11 protein-coding genes and 2 tRNA genes are annotated in these 15373 nt (G+C 44.6%); 9 read left to right on the plus strand and 4 right to left on the minus strand.

The window, feature by feature from the left end:
• Nucleotides 1-9 precede the first annotated feature (9 nt).
• From BW716_RS20615 to BW716_RS20640, 6 genes are read left to right on the plus strand one after another with little or no spacing between them, the layout of a single operon-like run.
• Complete coding sequence (locus BW716_RS20615) at nucleotides 10-3987, plus strand: non-ribosomal peptide synthetase (RefSeq protein ID WP_083725489.1); 3978 nt, start codon at nucleotides 10-12, stop codon at nucleotides 3985-3987.
• Between the two features lie 40 nt (nucleotides 3988-4027).
• Nucleotides 4028-5017, plus strand: coding sequence for a 2,3-diaminopropionate biosynthesis protein SbnA (gene sbnA / locus BW716_RS20620; protein ID WP_083725491.1), 990 nt, complete (start codon nucleotides 4028-4030; stop codon nucleotides 5015-5017).
• Nucleotides 4995-5588 carry an adenylyl-sulfate kinase gene (cysC, locus tag BW716_RS20625; RefSeq protein WP_255373885.1) on the plus strand — a complete coding sequence of 198 codons (594 nt, stop codon included), beginning with the start codon at nucleotides 4995-4997 and terminating at the stop codon, nucleotides 5586-5588. The genes sbnA and cysC overlap by 23 nt, the downstream gene beginning before the upstream one ends.
• A gap of 5 nt (nucleotides 5589-5593) precedes the next feature.
• On the plus strand, nucleotides 5594-7297 hold the full coding sequence (locus BW716_RS20630; RefSeq protein WP_083725495.1) for a carbamoyltransferase C-terminal domain-containing protein: 1704 nt from the start codon (nucleotides 5594-5596) through the stop codon (nucleotides 7295-7297).
• A gap of 20 nt (nucleotides 7298-7317) precedes the next feature.
• The gene (locus tag BW716_RS20635; RefSeq protein ID WP_083725497.1) at nucleotides 7318-8703 is read left to right on the plus strand and encodes an FAD/NAD(P)-binding protein; all 1386 of its coding nucleotides are present in this window, start codon (nucleotides 7318-7320) and stop codon (nucleotides 8701-8703) included.
• An 18-nt stretch (nucleotides 8704-8721) separates the two neighbouring features.
• On the plus strand, nucleotides 8722-9024 hold the full coding sequence (locus tag BW716_RS20640; RefSeq protein WP_083725498.1) for a helix-turn-helix domain-containing protein: 303 nt from the start codon (nucleotides 8722-8724) through the stop codon (nucleotides 9022-9024).
• Nucleotides 9025-9093: 69 nt separating this feature from the next.
• Here the strand turns inward: BW716_RS20640 and BW716_RS20645 are convergent.
• From BW716_RS20645 to BW716_RS20655, 3 genes are all read right to left on the minus strand, one after another.
• A tRNA-Leu gene (locus BW716_RS20645) sits at nucleotides 9094-9179 on the minus strand.
• 51 nt (nucleotides 9180-9230) lie between these two features.
• A tRNA-Gly gene (locus tag BW716_RS20650) sits at nucleotides 9231-9303 on the minus strand.
• A gap of 199 nt (nucleotides 9304-9502) precedes the next feature.
• Nucleotides 9503-10354: a hypothetical protein gene (locus BW716_RS20655; protein WP_083725500.1), complete on the minus strand. Its 852-nt coding sequence runs from the start codon at nucleotides 10352-10354 to the stop codon at nucleotides 9503-9505.
• A gap of 146 nt (nucleotides 10355-10500) precedes the next feature.
• Between BW716_RS20655 and BW716_RS20660 the strand changes: the two genes are divergently transcribed.
• Genes BW716_RS20660 through BW716_RS20670 form a run of 3 tightly spaced genes read left to right on the plus strand, consistent with a single transcriptional unit; the run spans nucleotide 10501 to nucleotide 12771 of the window.
• Nucleotides 10501-11430, plus strand: a complete 930-nt coding sequence (locus BW716_RS20660; RefSeq protein ID WP_083725502.1) for a DUF3667 domain-containing protein — start codon at nucleotides 10501-10503, stop codon at nucleotides 11428-11430.
• A gap of 8 nt (nucleotides 11431-11438) precedes the next feature.
• Nucleotides 11439-12218, plus strand: coding sequence for an enoyl-CoA hydratase-related protein (locus BW716_RS20665; RefSeq protein ID WP_083725504.1), 780 nt, complete (start codon nucleotides 11439-11441; stop codon nucleotides 12216-12218).
• A 34-nt stretch (nucleotides 12219-12252) separates the two neighbouring features.
• Nucleotides 12253-12771 carry a hypothetical protein gene (locus tag BW716_RS20670; RefSeq protein WP_143708941.1) on the plus strand — a complete coding sequence of 173 codons (519 nt, stop codon included), beginning with the start codon at nucleotides 12253-12255 and terminating at the stop codon, nucleotides 12769-12771.
• A 227-nt stretch (nucleotides 12772-12998) separates the two neighbouring features.
• On the opposite strand, the gene BW716_RS20675 is transcribed toward BW716_RS20670, so the two are convergent.
• Nucleotides 12999-15266 (minus strand): Tex family protein, encoded by a 2268-nt coding sequence (locus BW716_RS20675; protein ID WP_083725508.1) that lies wholly within the window; start codon nucleotides 15264-15266, stop codon nucleotides 12999-13001.
• Nucleotides 15267-15373 lie beyond the last annotated feature (107 nt).

Consider the following 15373-nt stretch of genomic DNA (forward strand, 5'->3'; position numbering starts at 1 on the left):
AGGAAATGTATGCTCACAAAAGAAAACATTAAAGATATTTATGCGCTTTCATCCATGCAGGAGGGGATCCTTTTTCATGCACTTATGGATGATGGAACCGGCGCATACTTCCAGCAGTCGGCTTTCCGTATTACCGGGGACTTACAGATAGCAGCTGTAGAAGCAGCTTTGCAGCAACTAGTTAACCGTCATGATGCACTGCGCACTGTATTTAAATATGGAAAGGTGGAAGTGCCTTTGCAGATCGTATTAAAACAGTGGGTTGCGCCATTTACATATAAAGATCTGCGTAACGTAACAACCCCGACAGAAAAGGAGATTATTGTTAAAGCCTTCAAGGTAGATGAAAAGCAGCGGAACTTTGACCTTTCAAAAGATGCACTGATACGGGTTGCTGTGCTACAGACGGAAGATAACAGCTGCGAGCTGATATGGAGCTATCATCATATTATGATGGATGGATGGTCACTGCGTATACTGATGAGCGAGCTGGTACAATTATACACAGCTATTGTTAAGGGTATACCGATAGCATTGCCGCCTGCCCAGCCTTTCAGTAATTACATCAAATGGTTAGGAAGTATTAATAAAGAGGAAGCACGGACGTACTGGCAACAATACCTGAAGGACTATGATGAAACCCTGACATTCCCCGGTCGTAAACCAGCTGCCCAGCAACAACCGGGTTATTTACGCCGGCAGGAAAGGATTGCCCTGCAGCCGGAATTCGTAAATGGTCTGCGGGCTATGGCTGTAAAACATCATACTACCCTGTTTACCCTTTTGCAGGTCATCTGGGGTACGCTGCTCAGTAAGCTTACGGGGCAGCGTAAAGTGGTTTTTGGGGTGGTAGTAGCCGGCCGGCCGGCCGTGTTGGAGCGCGTAGAGCAAATGGTGGGACTGTTCATTAACACTATACCGGTATGTCTCGAAGCAGATCCTTCAAAAACCTTTGAGGACTTGCTGGATACTGCCAATGCACAGCTGTTGCAGAACCGGAATTACGATTACTATCCTTTTGGTGAGATTGTGTCGCTTTCTCCGCTTAAAAAGCACCTTTTAGATCATATACTGGTCATGATTGAGTTTCCTGAAATCCCTCTTGAAACAACAGAGAGGGGCCATGGATTGGAGATTGCCTTGCGGGACACATTTGAGCAAACGAACTATGACCTTTGCGTGGATATACTGGCTGGCAAAACCTTATCTGTAGAGTTCACCTATAACGAGCATGCATTTGAAGGTACATTTATGAAACGTGTAGCTGCCATGTTCAAACAATTGCTTGAACAGGTTCTTCACCAGCCAGCGACACAAATAGCCGGCCTGTCTGTTTTTACTCCCGCAGACCAGGCTATGGTAAATATTTTCAATAATTCGGATGTACCATTATTATCCAATGCTTCCATCATCCGCATTATTGAGCAGCATGCAGCGTCGACGCCAGACCGGATAGCAATTTCGAATGGAACCAGGCATATGACATATGCCCGTCTCAATGCTGCTGTTAACCAGCTGGCGCAGCAAATTCAACAAACCGTCAAACTTGAAAAAGACGACCGGGTAGGTATCCTGATGGAACGATCGGAAAACATGCTGATAAGTATACTGGCCGTATGGAAATGCAACGCTGCCTATATTCCATTGGATGTTACATATCCTGAAGAACGTATCCTTGTGATGCTGGACGATGCAAAAGCCCGGATGGTGCTCACGGCTAACAGCCTTGATAACCCCGGTATGCGACAGGCATTGCAGGTATCATACAACGTTATTGACCTGGATGCGACTGCGGCTGCACGCGCGGTTTACAATGATATAAATCCTGCTACAGAAATAATGCCCGGCGACCTGGCTTATGTCATTTACACATCTGGTTCTACAGGTAAACCTAAAGGCGCTATGGTAGAACATGCAGGTATGATGAACCATTTGTATGCCAAAGTGCATGACCTGGAGTTAACAGCAGACAGCCGCATTGTGCAAAATGCATCACACTGTTTTGATATATCGGTATGGCAGTTTCTGGCAGCGCTGGTTCCGGGTGGAATGACACTGGTGTATGACCGCAACCTGGTATTGAACCCTGCCGCCCTGCTGCAACAGGTAGCAGCAGAGAAAGTAACTATTCTCGAACTGGTCCCCTCTTACCTTTCGATATTACTGAATCTGATTGAGGAAGGAGCGCACACTATCCAGCTGCCTGATCTTCGATATTTGATCATGACAGGCGAAACTCTGAAACCTGCACTGGTAAACCGATGGTTTATGCTATATCCTGGCATTCCTATGGTTAACGCTTACGGTCCTACGGAAGCGGCAGACGATATTACACACTACAAGATTAGCGGACCGTTGGAGGTAGATAATATCCCTGTTGGTTACCCTGTACAGAACATGAAGATTTATATAGTGAATGAGCAGCTGCAGCAATGCCCGATAGGAATAAAAGGGGAGATTATGGTATCGGGTGTAGGTGTAGGCCGCGGATATATAAATGATAAAGTGAAAACAACGGGAGCTTTCATGAATGATCCTTTCCGTAATGATACTTCCGTTCGTCTTTACAAAACCGGAGATGTAGGCCGTTACCTCGAAAGCGGGGCAATTGAATTCTTTGGCCGCAAGGATTACCAGGTAAAAGTGAGGGGTTTTCGTATTGAGCTTGAAGAAATAGAAAAGACGATTACTTTTTCACCTTTTGTACAGGATGCAGTGGTGATTGATAAACAGGCGCCTAATGGCGATACTTACCTGAGTGCTTATGTGGTAGCAAAAGATGGTTATGATGTGGAAACGCTACGGAATTATATGTCAGCCCGCCTGCCTGATTATATGATCCCTGCTTATTTTACAGTGATCCCGGCACTTCCGGTGACTGCCAATGGGAAAACAGATCGTGCGGTAATTCGTGCAATACCAGAATCAATTCCCGAAGTTAAACAGGGCGAATACCTGGCGCCACGTACCGAAACAGAAGAAAAGCTGGCAGCTATCTGGCAAGATGTACTAAAGATGGACCGCATTGGTATCAGGGATAATTTCTTTGATTTAGGAGGAGATTCTTTTAAAGCTATTCGCATAGTTTCCAGGTTTGGCAAGGCATTCCTGGTACCAGATCTGTATAAGCATCCTACTATTGAGCAGCTGGCTGTATGTATTGAGCAAAATAGTCATGGCAGCCTGCAATTGTTATATGAACTTACGCCAGCTGATCAGAAAAATACACTCACTATTATTGGCATACCTAACTCCGCCGGTGATCCGCTTATTTATGATGAAACCACCAAAGCACTGTTACAATTCACCAATGAAATTGGGGTTTATGGTGTAAGTCTGCCGCGACCTGAACCCGGCCCCGGTGAAACTGTACAGTCATTGCTTGTGCAGTTAGCCAGCGATATTATGGCAGAAATTAAAAAGAGAATCACCACCCCGGTGATTATCTACGGTCAGTGCAACGGTATTGGATTGGCACTGGAACTGGGCCGGCAGCTGCAGGATGAGGGGGTCCCAATCCAGGCAATCTGCACAGGTGGTGCGCTACCCCGTACCCGGCCGGTATCAGAAAATGATTCCAGGACAGACGATGAATTAGTGGATTTCCTCGAAGGCATAGATGCCACATTTCCGCAGGAACTGGAAGACCAGCTTATTTTCTTCCGCAACCTCAAGTATGATGGGGTGCTGGCCAAAGCTTCGTTCAATTATCAGCTGGGCCTGATGAAAGAGAATAAATACCGCCTGCTGAAGGCGCCTTTTTATGTAGTCGTAGGCGACCGCGATCCTATTACCAAAGGGTATGAAAACCGTTACCTCGAATGGAAAATGTATGCAGAAAAGGTGGTGCTGGTGGAAATGGCAGACGTAGGTCATTTCATGTGGCGGGATAAGCCGGAAGAACTGGCCGCCATCCTGTATGAAATTGCCGAAGGCCGATATGTAGAAAAGCCTGTGAAAAAGAAGAAATGGTCGTTGTTCAATTAATGTAATATCATCATTGTATCATCATTAAACCTAAAAGAAATTGTTAAAAAAATTAAAAGCTGTTCAGCAGTTCATTGGTAACACTCCGGTGCGGAAGCTACCTGTTGAAGGTCTGCATGCCGATATATATGCTAAACTGGAATGTTTCAATTTTGCCGGGAGTATAAAAAGCCGACCTGCCTTTAATATCCTGTATAAGGCTATTGAAAGTGGTAGGGTAAACGAGAATAGTACCATCGTGGAATCAAGCTCCGGCAATTTTGCAATTGCACTGGCCATGTTATGTAAGCTGGCAGGCATAGATTTTATACCGGTTATAGATCCCAATATAAACCCCGGTTACGAAAAGCTGTTGCGCTACTTGTGTAAAGAAGTAATGAAGGTAACCACTGTAGATGAAACGGGTGGTTATCTGCTTACCAGGCTAGCCGAAGTACATAGGATGTGCAGCGAGCGTGAAAATGTGTTCTGGCCCAATCAATATGGGAATAAGCTGAATGCGCAGGCTTATCATCAATTTATGGCTAAAGAGATTGCAGATAATTTTGAAACGCTGGATTATGCATTCATTGGCGTTAGTTCCTGTGGTACTATTGCTGGTTTGTCAATAGGTCTTAAGAAAGCCTTCCCCGGTATCCGTATTGTTGCCATTGACGTGGAAGGATCTGTCATTTTTTCGCAGGAGCCGTGTAAGCGTTTTATATCCGGGATTGGTTCCAGTATCGTACCTCCGCTATTGGGCGAAGCGGATATTGATGAAGTGATACATGTGCCACAGGTTGATATTATTGATGGCTGCCACGCCCTGGTGGATGAACACATGTTGTTTGCCGGGGCCTCTTCCGGTGCTTCTTATAGTTGTATAAAGAAGTATTTTGGCGACCGCCCTGCAATGGATAAGAAACCACAGGTTTTATTTATCTGTCCAGACAGCGGAGAAGCATACCTGGATACGGTGTACAATTCCCAATGGCGCAAGATGGTGGAGGAGTCGCAGCAAAAAGTATTTGCCAAACCGGCTATTTTATAGGCAACATTCAACCCATGTTATGAAAACAGAAGGATTTACTATCTGGCTGACCGGTCTGAGTGGTGCGGGCAAATCGACGATTGCAGAAATGTTGCACAGGGAATTCCTGGAGCGGCAGCTACCTTGTGAAACGCTGGATGGAGATGTAGTGAGGGAACATCTCTCAAAAGGACTTTCATTTTCACGGGAGGACCGTGATATAAATGTCATGCGTATAGGTTTTGTAGCCAACTTGCTTGCGCGCCATGGGGTAGTGGTAATCGTATCAGCGATATCTCCGTATAATGATGCCCGTAATCTGGTACGGCAGCGCATCGACAACTTTATAGAAGTGTACGTTAAATGTCCCATTGAAGAATGTGAGCGCAGGGATGTGAAAGGGTTATATAAAAAGGCCCGTACAGGGGTAATAAAGTCTTTTACGGGCATTGATGATCCGTATGAAGAACCTCTGCAACCGGAGGTGATTTGCTATACAGACCATGAAACCGTAGAGCACTCCGTTGAAAAAATTTTACATTATCTCGAACGCGCTGAATATATATCTGCGGCCATAAAAATCTCAGAATAATTCCCATGAAAAAAAGAAACTATGTAGGGATCGCATCTACCTGTCATGATCCCGCCATTGCTATAATTAACTCAGCCGGAGACCTGGTATTTGCAGAGGCAACAGAGCGTTATCTGCAGAATAAACGCGCATGGAACTGTGTTCCTGATGATCTGATCCGCTCCAAACAACTGGTAAGGGAATATTGCGAACCGGATGCTGAGCTGGTGATTGCTACTTCCTGGGATCGTAAGTACATCAAACGTATCAGTAATCCCTTATGGCAGTGGATGATGAACCGCCGGCTGAAGGGGAATGAAGGCCAGGTGATTAAAACCATGCGCCATGGTATGATTGCCAACGGTGACCTGGCTGGTAAAAACATGGGTATCAATTTTTTTAGGCAGTTTAGCAATCCCAACATCATTGAAAAGACCTACAGTCATCATCTTACACATGCGGCATTTGCCTGTTACAGCAGCCCTTTTGAAGAGGCTGTATGTGCTGTGGCAGATGGGTTTGGAGAGTCAGGATCAACCGCTTTCTACCATTATAGGAACGGAATACTGACGCCCATTCCTGGCATACCATCATCAGCCGGTAGCCTGGGCATGCTGTATGGTTTTGTTTGTAATGCCTGCGGGTTTAATCACCTGGAAGGGGAGGAGTGGAAAGTGATGGGCCTTGCACCTTATGGAAAATTTAATCAGGCAGTATATGACTTGTTGCGCACTTTTCTAGCAGTAAAGGATTGTAGGCTGATTCCATTGCGCAGGGCATTTGAAGTGACACCGGCATTGAAGGTGTTGGCGAAAGACTGGCCAGGTGACGATTCGCTGAAGTACGCAGACATGGCATTTACCGGGCAATTCTTTTTTTCTGAGATATTATCTGAACTACTGGAGAATCTTTATAAGCTGGGCATTTCAGAAAACCTCGTATTAACCGGTGGTTGCGCGCTCAACTCTGCCTATAATGGCAAAGTGCAGGAGCTTACCAGCTTTAAAAACCTTCATGTACCCTGTGCACCTGCGGATGATGGTAATGCTGTTGGTGCAGCGCTCCTGGCTTTCTATGAAGATCATTCCGGTAAGGAAGTGGCAGGTGTAAGATCCCCATACCTTGGATCACGCATGTCGTCGGATGCAATAGAACGATTGCGTCGTTTCAATAAATTTAATGGTGCTACCGTTTCGGAGGACATTTGTGTGACTACCGCCAAACTAATTGCCAGTGGGAAAATAATTGGGTGGGTACAGGGCCGGGCAGAATATGGACCGCGCTCACTGGGCAACCGTTCTATACTGGCCGATCCACGTAATGAGAATATAAAAGATATTATAAACAGCCGTGTAAAGTTCAGGGAAGAGTTCAGGCCATTTGCACCTTCGATATTGCATGAACACGGACACGAATATTTTGAAAACTATTCGGAATCGTTGTACATGGAGAAAGCGTTACGCTTTAAACAGGAAAATGTACACAAGGTTCCCGGGGTCGTGCATGTGGATGGTACCGGAAGGCTGCAGACCGTCAGAAAGGAATACAATGAAAGGTTCTATAATCTTATATCGGCATTTAATGACATTACAGGTGTTCCAATCATACTAAATACAAGTTTCAACATCATGGGGAAGCCTATTGTACATTCAGTGGAAGATGCAGTGGCGATGTTCTGCACCACTGGTATAGATGCGCTTGTGATCAATGATGATCTGATCATGCTGTAATAATGAAATAAAGGAATACAATGAAAAATATTGTAATCATTGGTGGAGGCATGAGTGGGCACCTGCTGTTAATTAATCTGTTGCGCTCTTACCGGGAGGGAACGATTAGGGTGACACTGTTGGAGAAAGAGGCAGTAGACCGCCTGGGCGTACCTTATTCCACGGAGGATAAAGATCATCTTCTGAATGTGCCGGCGGTCAATATGAGCGCCCTGGCTGACGAAAAGAATCACTTTGTGGAATGGTTGTATAACGCTGGTTTACCCTATTCTGCAGGTTCGTTTGTGCCCAGGAATATTTACCGGCAATACATACTCCATCTGCTCGATGTACTGCTTCAAAATAAGCCGTTATCCATACAGATCAACCGCATCAGGGCCGAAGTAACAGATGTGGATATGGAGGCCCGCATGGTTATAACAGCAGACGGCACCAGCTATTCTTTTGATAAGCTGGTGCTCGCCACCGGCACCTTTGCTGCTGAGCACCTGCCCCTTTCGGATAATACCTACCTTCAAATGCCCGGCTATAAGCACTCAGCCTGGGACACTGCCTGGGTGCCTCATCTAAATGGAAATGAAACCGTTTTTATTATAGGAACCGGTTTAACTATGACGGATACACTGATCAGCCTCTGGAAGTCCGGTCATCATGGTAATATAATAGCCCTTTCAAAGCACGGACTTTTACCGGCTGTACATAAGAAATGTCCGCCTTATCCTGATTTCTGGGAAGAAATCCATCAGCAAACAACTGTGTTGGATATGTTTCGGATAGTACGAAAACATCTTCACAATGCTGAAACAACCGGCATTGATTGGCGCCCAGTGATAGATGCATTGCGCCCTTATACTGTACGTCTGTGGAAACAGTTGTCCGATGCGGAAAAGAGGGTTTTTTTAGTGCATCTGCGTCATCGATGGGATGTAGCCAGGCACCGTTTGCCAGAAGCTTGTGCAGGTATTGTATCAGCATGCTTACAGTCAGAGAAGGTAAAGATCATAGCTGGCCGCATCCAGCGTATCCAGGTTGATGAAGGTGGCCATTTTACTGTTGGCATACAAGAGCCTCGTACACATCGGCAAATACAGCTGAATGCTGATGTGATAGTCAATTGTATGGGGCCGGCAACAAATTATAATCGTATACCCCAGGCACTTATCTGTAATCTTTTGGAGAGAGGGTTGATAAGTACTGACGCCTTTTGCCTGGGTGTTGTTTGTAATGACAAAGGAGCACTGATTAAGGATAATGGGCAGGTCTCAGATTGTTTTTATACACTGGGAGCTCCTGCAAAAGGAATGTTTTGGGAAACAACGGCCGTACCTGAGATTAGAGTGCAGGCCCGGCAAATTGCGCACACAATATTGAATGCAATTAAAGAGGTGTCATCCCCGATTGTCTGATATATAAAATTAAAACTCATGGAACTTGGTACAGCCATCAGAAGGATACGGATAAATCTTGGCATTAAGCAGGAGGAACTTGCAGCTGCTCTGGATGTGTCGCAGTCTTATTTGTCAAAAGTAGAAAGCAACAAATCAAAGTTGTATGTGGACGATCTGGTGCGTATTGCTGAATATACGAATACGCCACTGATTAATTTTTTTACAGAAGAGATGAAGGAGGAGCCATCGGGACATGATTCGATTCAACGTAATGAGATATTAAACCTGTTAAAAGAACAAAATAGATATCTGCAATTGCTGGTGGATAAGAAGATGTAAAAATTATAAAAAAAAGGCATCGACGTAAGTCGATGCCTTTTGAAAATTTTGAAGCGCCAGCTTCATCTGTACCCGGGATGGGAGTTGAACCCACACTCCCATTGCTGGGAACGGGATTTTAAGTCCCGCGTGTCTACCGATTCCACCACCCGGGTGGCCCTAAACAAAAAATCCAAATTGCACTGCAATTTGGAAGTTTGTCAGTGAGCGGAAGACCGGGCTCGAACCGGCCACCCCGACCTTGGCAAGGTCGTGCTCTACCAAATGAGCTACTTCCGCTTGTATTAAGAACTTATTTCCCTCAGAAATAACCCGTTGTTTTTTCGTTGGGATTGCAAAGATAGGATTTGTTTTATAAAAACAAAAAAATCTTATCCTTATTTTTTAAAATTTGTAACCCACTACCCGAAAACCAAGCCCAGCCCAGCTTTAAAGTAAATAAAAAAGACTGCGATACCACAGCCTTTTCTAAAAATCTTTAAAATTTATATCTGTACCTGACCACACCTACCTGCACTTTCTGCCTGCCATATACATCCTGTGATTCTAACAGATCCATCTCATTGTACGTATTTCTGTATATGATATAATCGCCGGACGTAACATTCACAGTTGTAGTCGCCCCAATCCTGTTTTTCGCATCGTAGTCAAATACATAATCCGGTAACATCTTCTGTTTGGAAGGGTAGTAGCGGTAAATATCTGTCAGTAAACCCTGGTCATTGTACTTGTAATAGATCTTGCCTTTGTTCGTTTCCTGCTCTTCTACTATGTGTCCTGCACTATCCAGTACAAATTTAACCGTCGTTGAGTCTTCCAGCTTTTCCCCACGGAAATGGATCATTCTGGTAGGTCTGTTCAGAGAATCGTACACATACCGTCTTGTTTCTGATACTGTGTACTTATTCTTAGGATCCTCGGTTTTGACGTAAATTTCCTTGATATTATGGGAAGAGTCGTATTTGTCGTACGTATAAATGGTTGTAGTAATCACATTACGGGTACTATCCACAATCTTTGTCAGCTGACCATGGGTATTAAAGTACGTCCGCATAATGGAACGGCCTGTAGCGATGGAGGCGGTCACTGTCATCAGCTGGCGGTAGTCGTCCAGAAAATCCCGCTCACTCTTAAAGTCGTAATCGGTCTTCCGTCCCTCGGCATCGAGACTTACTACTACCTGAGATTGTACTTTGGCCTTTTTGAAATTAGCCTGGTTGGCCTCCGTCTGTTTGGTATTGAGGATATCCAGGTAATAATACTGGGCCCTGGCTCCTGTGTAAAGTCCCAGAAATATGGCTATTGTAAATAAAGTTTTCCTCGTGTACATATTAAATGCAAAAATAATGATTTAGGGGATGTTATGGATGAAGGATTTGTAAATTATTGAAATCCAGTCCCAACCCAATTTTGTATTCCCCTAAAACGTAAAACAGATTAAAAAAATTATATTTATAGGACTAACACTTTAGCCATTTGAAAACACAACCTATCAGGGCAGAAAAAAACTGTCTTAATTGTGGCACCGAAGTTCCGGAGCGCTACTGTACTCATTGTGGTCAGGAAAATACCGTTCCTCACGAAACTTTCGGCCACCTGTTCAACCACTTCTTCGCCGATGTAATCCATTATGATTCAAAGACATTAATCACACTCAAGTACCTGCTGTTCCGGCCAGGGTTCCTCACCCAGGAATATACCGCCGGCAAAAGGGTCCGGTACGTGAATCCGATTAAGTTCTACATCTTTACGTCCTTCGTTTTTTTCTTCAGTTATTTCGCCTTTACGCATAAGGAAGAAAAAGGTGACACCCCAGGAGTGGTGGTCACCGAAAGCTACAACCTGAATGACTATGACAAAACGGATAGCGTCGCCAAAGCCTGGGCCGAAAAAATGGACAAGTACAAGGATGAAAAAGGCTATTTGGCCGCCCAAAAAGCCCTCCCTGAAAGTCAGCGGGATGGGATTATTACAAAACAGGCTGTCCGCCAGTATTTTAAACAGAAAGAACGGAAGGAAAAAGGAGAGGAGAGCATGGACGAACGATTCCAGCATAACTATCCTAAAATGATGTTCGTCTTACTCCCGCTATTTGCCCTTTACCTCAAATGGTTTTACCGCCGCAGCAAGCAATGGTTCTATGCCGACCATGCAATTTTCTCCCTACACTTCCATACGTTCTTTTTTATCTTCTACCTTTTCACCACCATATTAGATTGGCTCTTTAATGTAGATTTTATATCTGTTTTTGGACTTATCGTCGTCTTTATTTACCTCATGCTGTCATTAAAGAGAATCTATGGCGGCAAGTCATTCTGGAAAGCATTATTACTGGTGTTGTTATATAGTTTCACCCTCTTACTGGTCTTCACCGGGTTTTCATTATTGCTTACAATTTTGACGTAAATTAGGGGATGCAACCAGAATTTATAATCATACACCAGCAGGTAGCGCCATATGTTGCGCACATCCAATTGAACCGCCCTAAAGAACTGAATGCCCTCAATCTGCAATTAATGACAGAGCTGAAGGACGCATTAAAATCACTGGACGCAGACGAGAGTGTACGCGTAATCGTGATCAGCGGAAATGAAAAAGCTTTTGCGGCAGGCGCTGATATCAAACAGATGGCAGGGAAAACTGCCATGGATATGTATAATATAGATCAATTCAGTACCTGGGATACAATAAAGAAAACAAAAAAGCCGTTGATTGCAGCAGTAAGCGGTTTTGCATTAGGCGGTGGCTGTGAACTCGTTATGCTTTGCGATATGATCATAGCCAGTGAAACCGCCCGATTTGGACAACCTGAAATCAAGATCGGCGTGATGCCCGGAGCAGGAGGGACCCAACGCCTGACAAGGGCCGTGGGCAAAGCTCTTGCTATGGAAATGGTACTGACGGGAAAATTTATTACCGCAATTGAAGCATTAAATGCAGGACTAATTAACCGTATCGTTCCGGTTGAATTATATTTGCAGGAAGCAATCCAGTTAGCGACCGAAATTGCAGCACTGAGTCCACTCGCTGTACGCATGGCGAAAGAGTCTGTACTGAAAGCTTTCGATAGCTCGCTGGAAGAAGGCTTACATTTTGAAAGGAAGAACTTCTACCTGCTGTTTGCCTCCGATGATCAGAAAGAAGGCATGCAGGCTTTTGTAGAAAAACGAGTACCTGTATTTAAAGGAAAATGATAGCGGCTATAGAAAGGCCGTGAACAATGAAATCATGACATTTACCAAACAAGTGACAGCCATCACCGTGATGGCTACATGCATCTTCGGGTGCAAAGAACCCTCAATGAATAATGCAAGGGAGAAGAAAGACAACATTGAAGCGCCGGAGACAGATACAATGATAACCATTAACGACGCGGTTGAACTCGTGAAAGTGACCTCCTGGAAGCATTTTGAACAGTACGACGGCAAGTATATTACGGAAACGGATATACTGCAACGTGAACCGCTCAAATCGCGGCTTAAGACTTTGTTGGGAAATGATAACAATACCCTGCGCGAGCGTTTTGACGTCGCACCTCCTATTGAAGTAGAAAATGATGTACTGTATAACCAGGGCTGTCGTAAACACTATTGCGGGGCTGATGAAGCCGCGATTGCAATTGATATGAAATCTGATATCGTATATGCAGGTGTGGCGGCAAATGGGATTGTAAAGCTGTATAGTGAGCAGCGAGATCCGAGGTTTCCGGAAAAACTACTAAAGTGGAAAGAGAAATTCGGTAATTAAGTCAAATAAAAACATTCCTGAAAGAGGGAATTCACTAATGGAATGAGGTTATTTTTAGAAAAAGAAACATTCATAAAAGAGATAATTCACTAATGAGAATGAGTCCCTTTTCAGAAAAAGAAACATTCCTGAAACCGCGAATTCACTCATTAGCATAAAACCATTTTCAGCAAAAAGAGGCCCATTCCGGTAAGGAATGGGCCTCTTTATAATTATAAAACAAAGAATTAATTAAACTTCTTCTTCAACTCCGCCAGCTTAGCCTGGAAATCATTCAAAGGTGCTGGTGCAGCCTTTTTACTATTGTTGTTATTATTATCCGGTTTACGCTGCTGCTCCCTGTTTCTGGGTTGCTGCTGCTGCGCAGGCTCATTCGTTTTCATTGACAATGATATACGTTTACGGGATGGATCTACCTCCAACACTGTCACCGTCACCTTCTGGTTCAACTTCACCGCCTCATTAGGATTGCTGATATATTTATTGCTCAAATGAGAAATATGCACCAGACCATCCTGTTTCACCCCTACATCCACAAACGCACCGAAGTTCGTAATATTCGTTACCACACCTGGCAATGTCATACCTACTCTCAGATCTTCCATACTCTTGATCCCTTCCGCATATTCAAAGATCGCTATCTCATCGCGTGGGTCACGGCTTGGCTTATCCAACTCCTTCAGGATGTCTTCCAAAGTAAGCAGACCTACTTCTTCACTTACATACTCCTTAGGGTTGATCTGCTTACGCAGATCTTCTTTCGCTATCAGATCCTGCACAGTACAATGCTGTTTGGAAGCCATGCTTTCAATCAGTTTATAACGCTCAGGGTGTACTGCTGAATTATCCAGTGGGTTATCGCCATTCTCAATACGAAGGAACCCCGCACACTGTTCGAACGCCTTTTCACCCAAACGGGTTACTTTCTTCAGCTGTGAACGATTGCTGAATGCACCATTCTCCTTACGGTATTTTACAATATTCTCCGCCAGACTTGGCCCTAAACCAGATACATACGCCAGCAGGTGCTTGGATGCCGTATTCAGGTTCACTCCTACATTGTTCACACAACTTACCACTACTCTGTCCAGGCTCTGTTTCAACTGAGACTGATTCACATCGTGCTGGTACTGACCCACACCAATCGCTTTCGGATCAATCTTCACCAGCTCAGCCAGCGGATCGATCAGTCTGCGGCCAATAGATATGGCGCCACGCACAGTTACATCAAATTCAGGGAATTCCTCACGCGCTACTTCAGATGCAGAATACACAGAAGCACCACTTTCATTCACCATGAATACGTTGATCTTTTTACCAAAATCAATCTTCTTCACAAATTCTTCTGTCTCTCTACCAGCAGTACCATTACCAACTGCGATAGCAGAAGTGTCATAACGATCAGCCCATTTTTTCAGCAGGGCTTCTGCGTCATCACGTTTATAGTTCTTTTCCAGTGGGTAAATTACATCGTTGTCCAGCATATTACCCTGGTTGTCCAGTGCTACCACTTTACAACCGGTTCTATAACCCGGGTCAATGGCAATTACAGCTTTAGGCCCCAGTGGTGCAGCGAGCAACAGCTGACGCAGGTTCTCTGCGAACACCTCGATTGCTTCCTGATCCGCCCTGTCCTTTGCCAGTGCACGGAATTCATTTTCCAGTGAAGGACGCAGCAGACGTTTGTAAGAATCTGTGATCGCTTTTCCTATCTGCTCTGCAGCAGCATTGCGGGTGGTAATGAATTGTTTATCCATGATCTCAATCGCATCTTCCTCATTAGGCGCGATGGTGCCATAGAGGAATCCTTCCGCCTCTCCACGCAGAATAGCCAGTACACGGTGAGAAGGTATTTTGCTGAAATCTTCGTTGAAATCGAAGTAATCTTTGTATTTATTGCCTTCCTCTTCTTTGCCTTCAATCACTTTGGATGTTAAAACAGAAGTATGGTTGAAGAGCTTACGCATTTTGTCACGCAGCTCAGCATTTTCGTTAATCCACTCAGCCATGATATCGCGGGCACCTTTCAGGGCTTCGTCCGTAGAGGCTACCTGCTCGTTAAGGAACTGTTCTGCAAGGGATTGTGGTACACCTTCCTGTTGTTCAAACAGCATTTTAGCCAGTGGTTCCAGGCCTTTTTCAATTGCCACAGTAGCCCTGGTCTTACGTTTGGGTTTATATGGCAGATAAATATCTTCCAGTTCTGTCAGTACCCAGGTAGTTTCCAGTTTGTCCTGCAGCTCAGGGGTCATTTTCTCCTGGTCTGTAATGGTTTTGATAATGAACGCACGACGTTCATCAATCTCCTTGTAACGTTTCTGGAGGTCTTCAATACGGCCTATCTGCACCTCATCAAGGCTGCCTGTCACTTCCTTACGGTAGCGACTGATAAAAGGTACCGTAGACCCTTCTGCCAGCAAATTCATGGTATTCTCAGCTGAACGGGCTGGAATGCCCAATTCAGACGAAATAAGTGCAATGTGTTTGGTATTCATGAAACGAAAATTAGTCTTTTTACGGTGATTAAACCGGCCGACAAATGTAAAGAAAATGCCTTTGTCATCAACAAAAAGAAATTAACATATGATGGCCGGCCGGATAT

Origin of the sequence: [Flexibacter] sp. ATCC 35208 (genome assembly GCF_001975825.1) — a bacterium.
Classification (GTDB): Bacteria; Bacteroidota; Bacteroidia; order Chitinophagales; family Chitinophagaceae; genus Chitinophaga.

Excerpts from the sequence above, each read along its gene's own strand:
- BW716_RS20635 (WP_083725497.1), top strand. The coding sequence starts at position 7,318 with ATGAAAAATATTGTAATCATTGGTGGAGGCATGAGTGGGCACCTGCTG.
- BW716_RS20665 (WP_083725504.1), top strand. The coding sequence starts at position 11,439 with ATGCAACCAGAATTTATAATCATACACCAGCAGGTAGCGCCATATGTT.
- BW716_RS20630 (WP_083725495.1), top strand. The coding sequence starts at position 5,594 with ATGAAAAAAAGAAACTATGTAGGGATCGCATCTACCTGTCATGATCCC.
- BW716_RS20655 (WP_083725500.1), bottom strand. The coding sequence starts at position 10,354 with ATGTACACGAGGAAAACTTTATTTACAATAGCCATATTTCTGGGACTT.
- BW716_RS20675 (WP_083725508.1), bottom strand. The coding sequence starts at position 15,266 with ATGAATACCAAACACATTGCACTTATTTCGTCTGAATTGGGCATTCCA.
- BW716_RS20615 (WP_083725489.1), top strand. The coding sequence starts at position 10 with ATGCTCACAAAAGAAAACATTAAAGATATTTATGCGCTTTCATCCATG.
- BW716_RS20640 (WP_083725498.1), top strand. The coding sequence starts at position 8,722 with ATGGAACTTGGTACAGCCATCAGAAGGATACGGATAAATCTTGGCATT.
- BW716_RS20670 (WP_143708941.1), top strand. The coding sequence starts at position 12,253 with ATGACATTTACCAAACAAGTGACAGCCATCACCGTGATGGCTACATGC.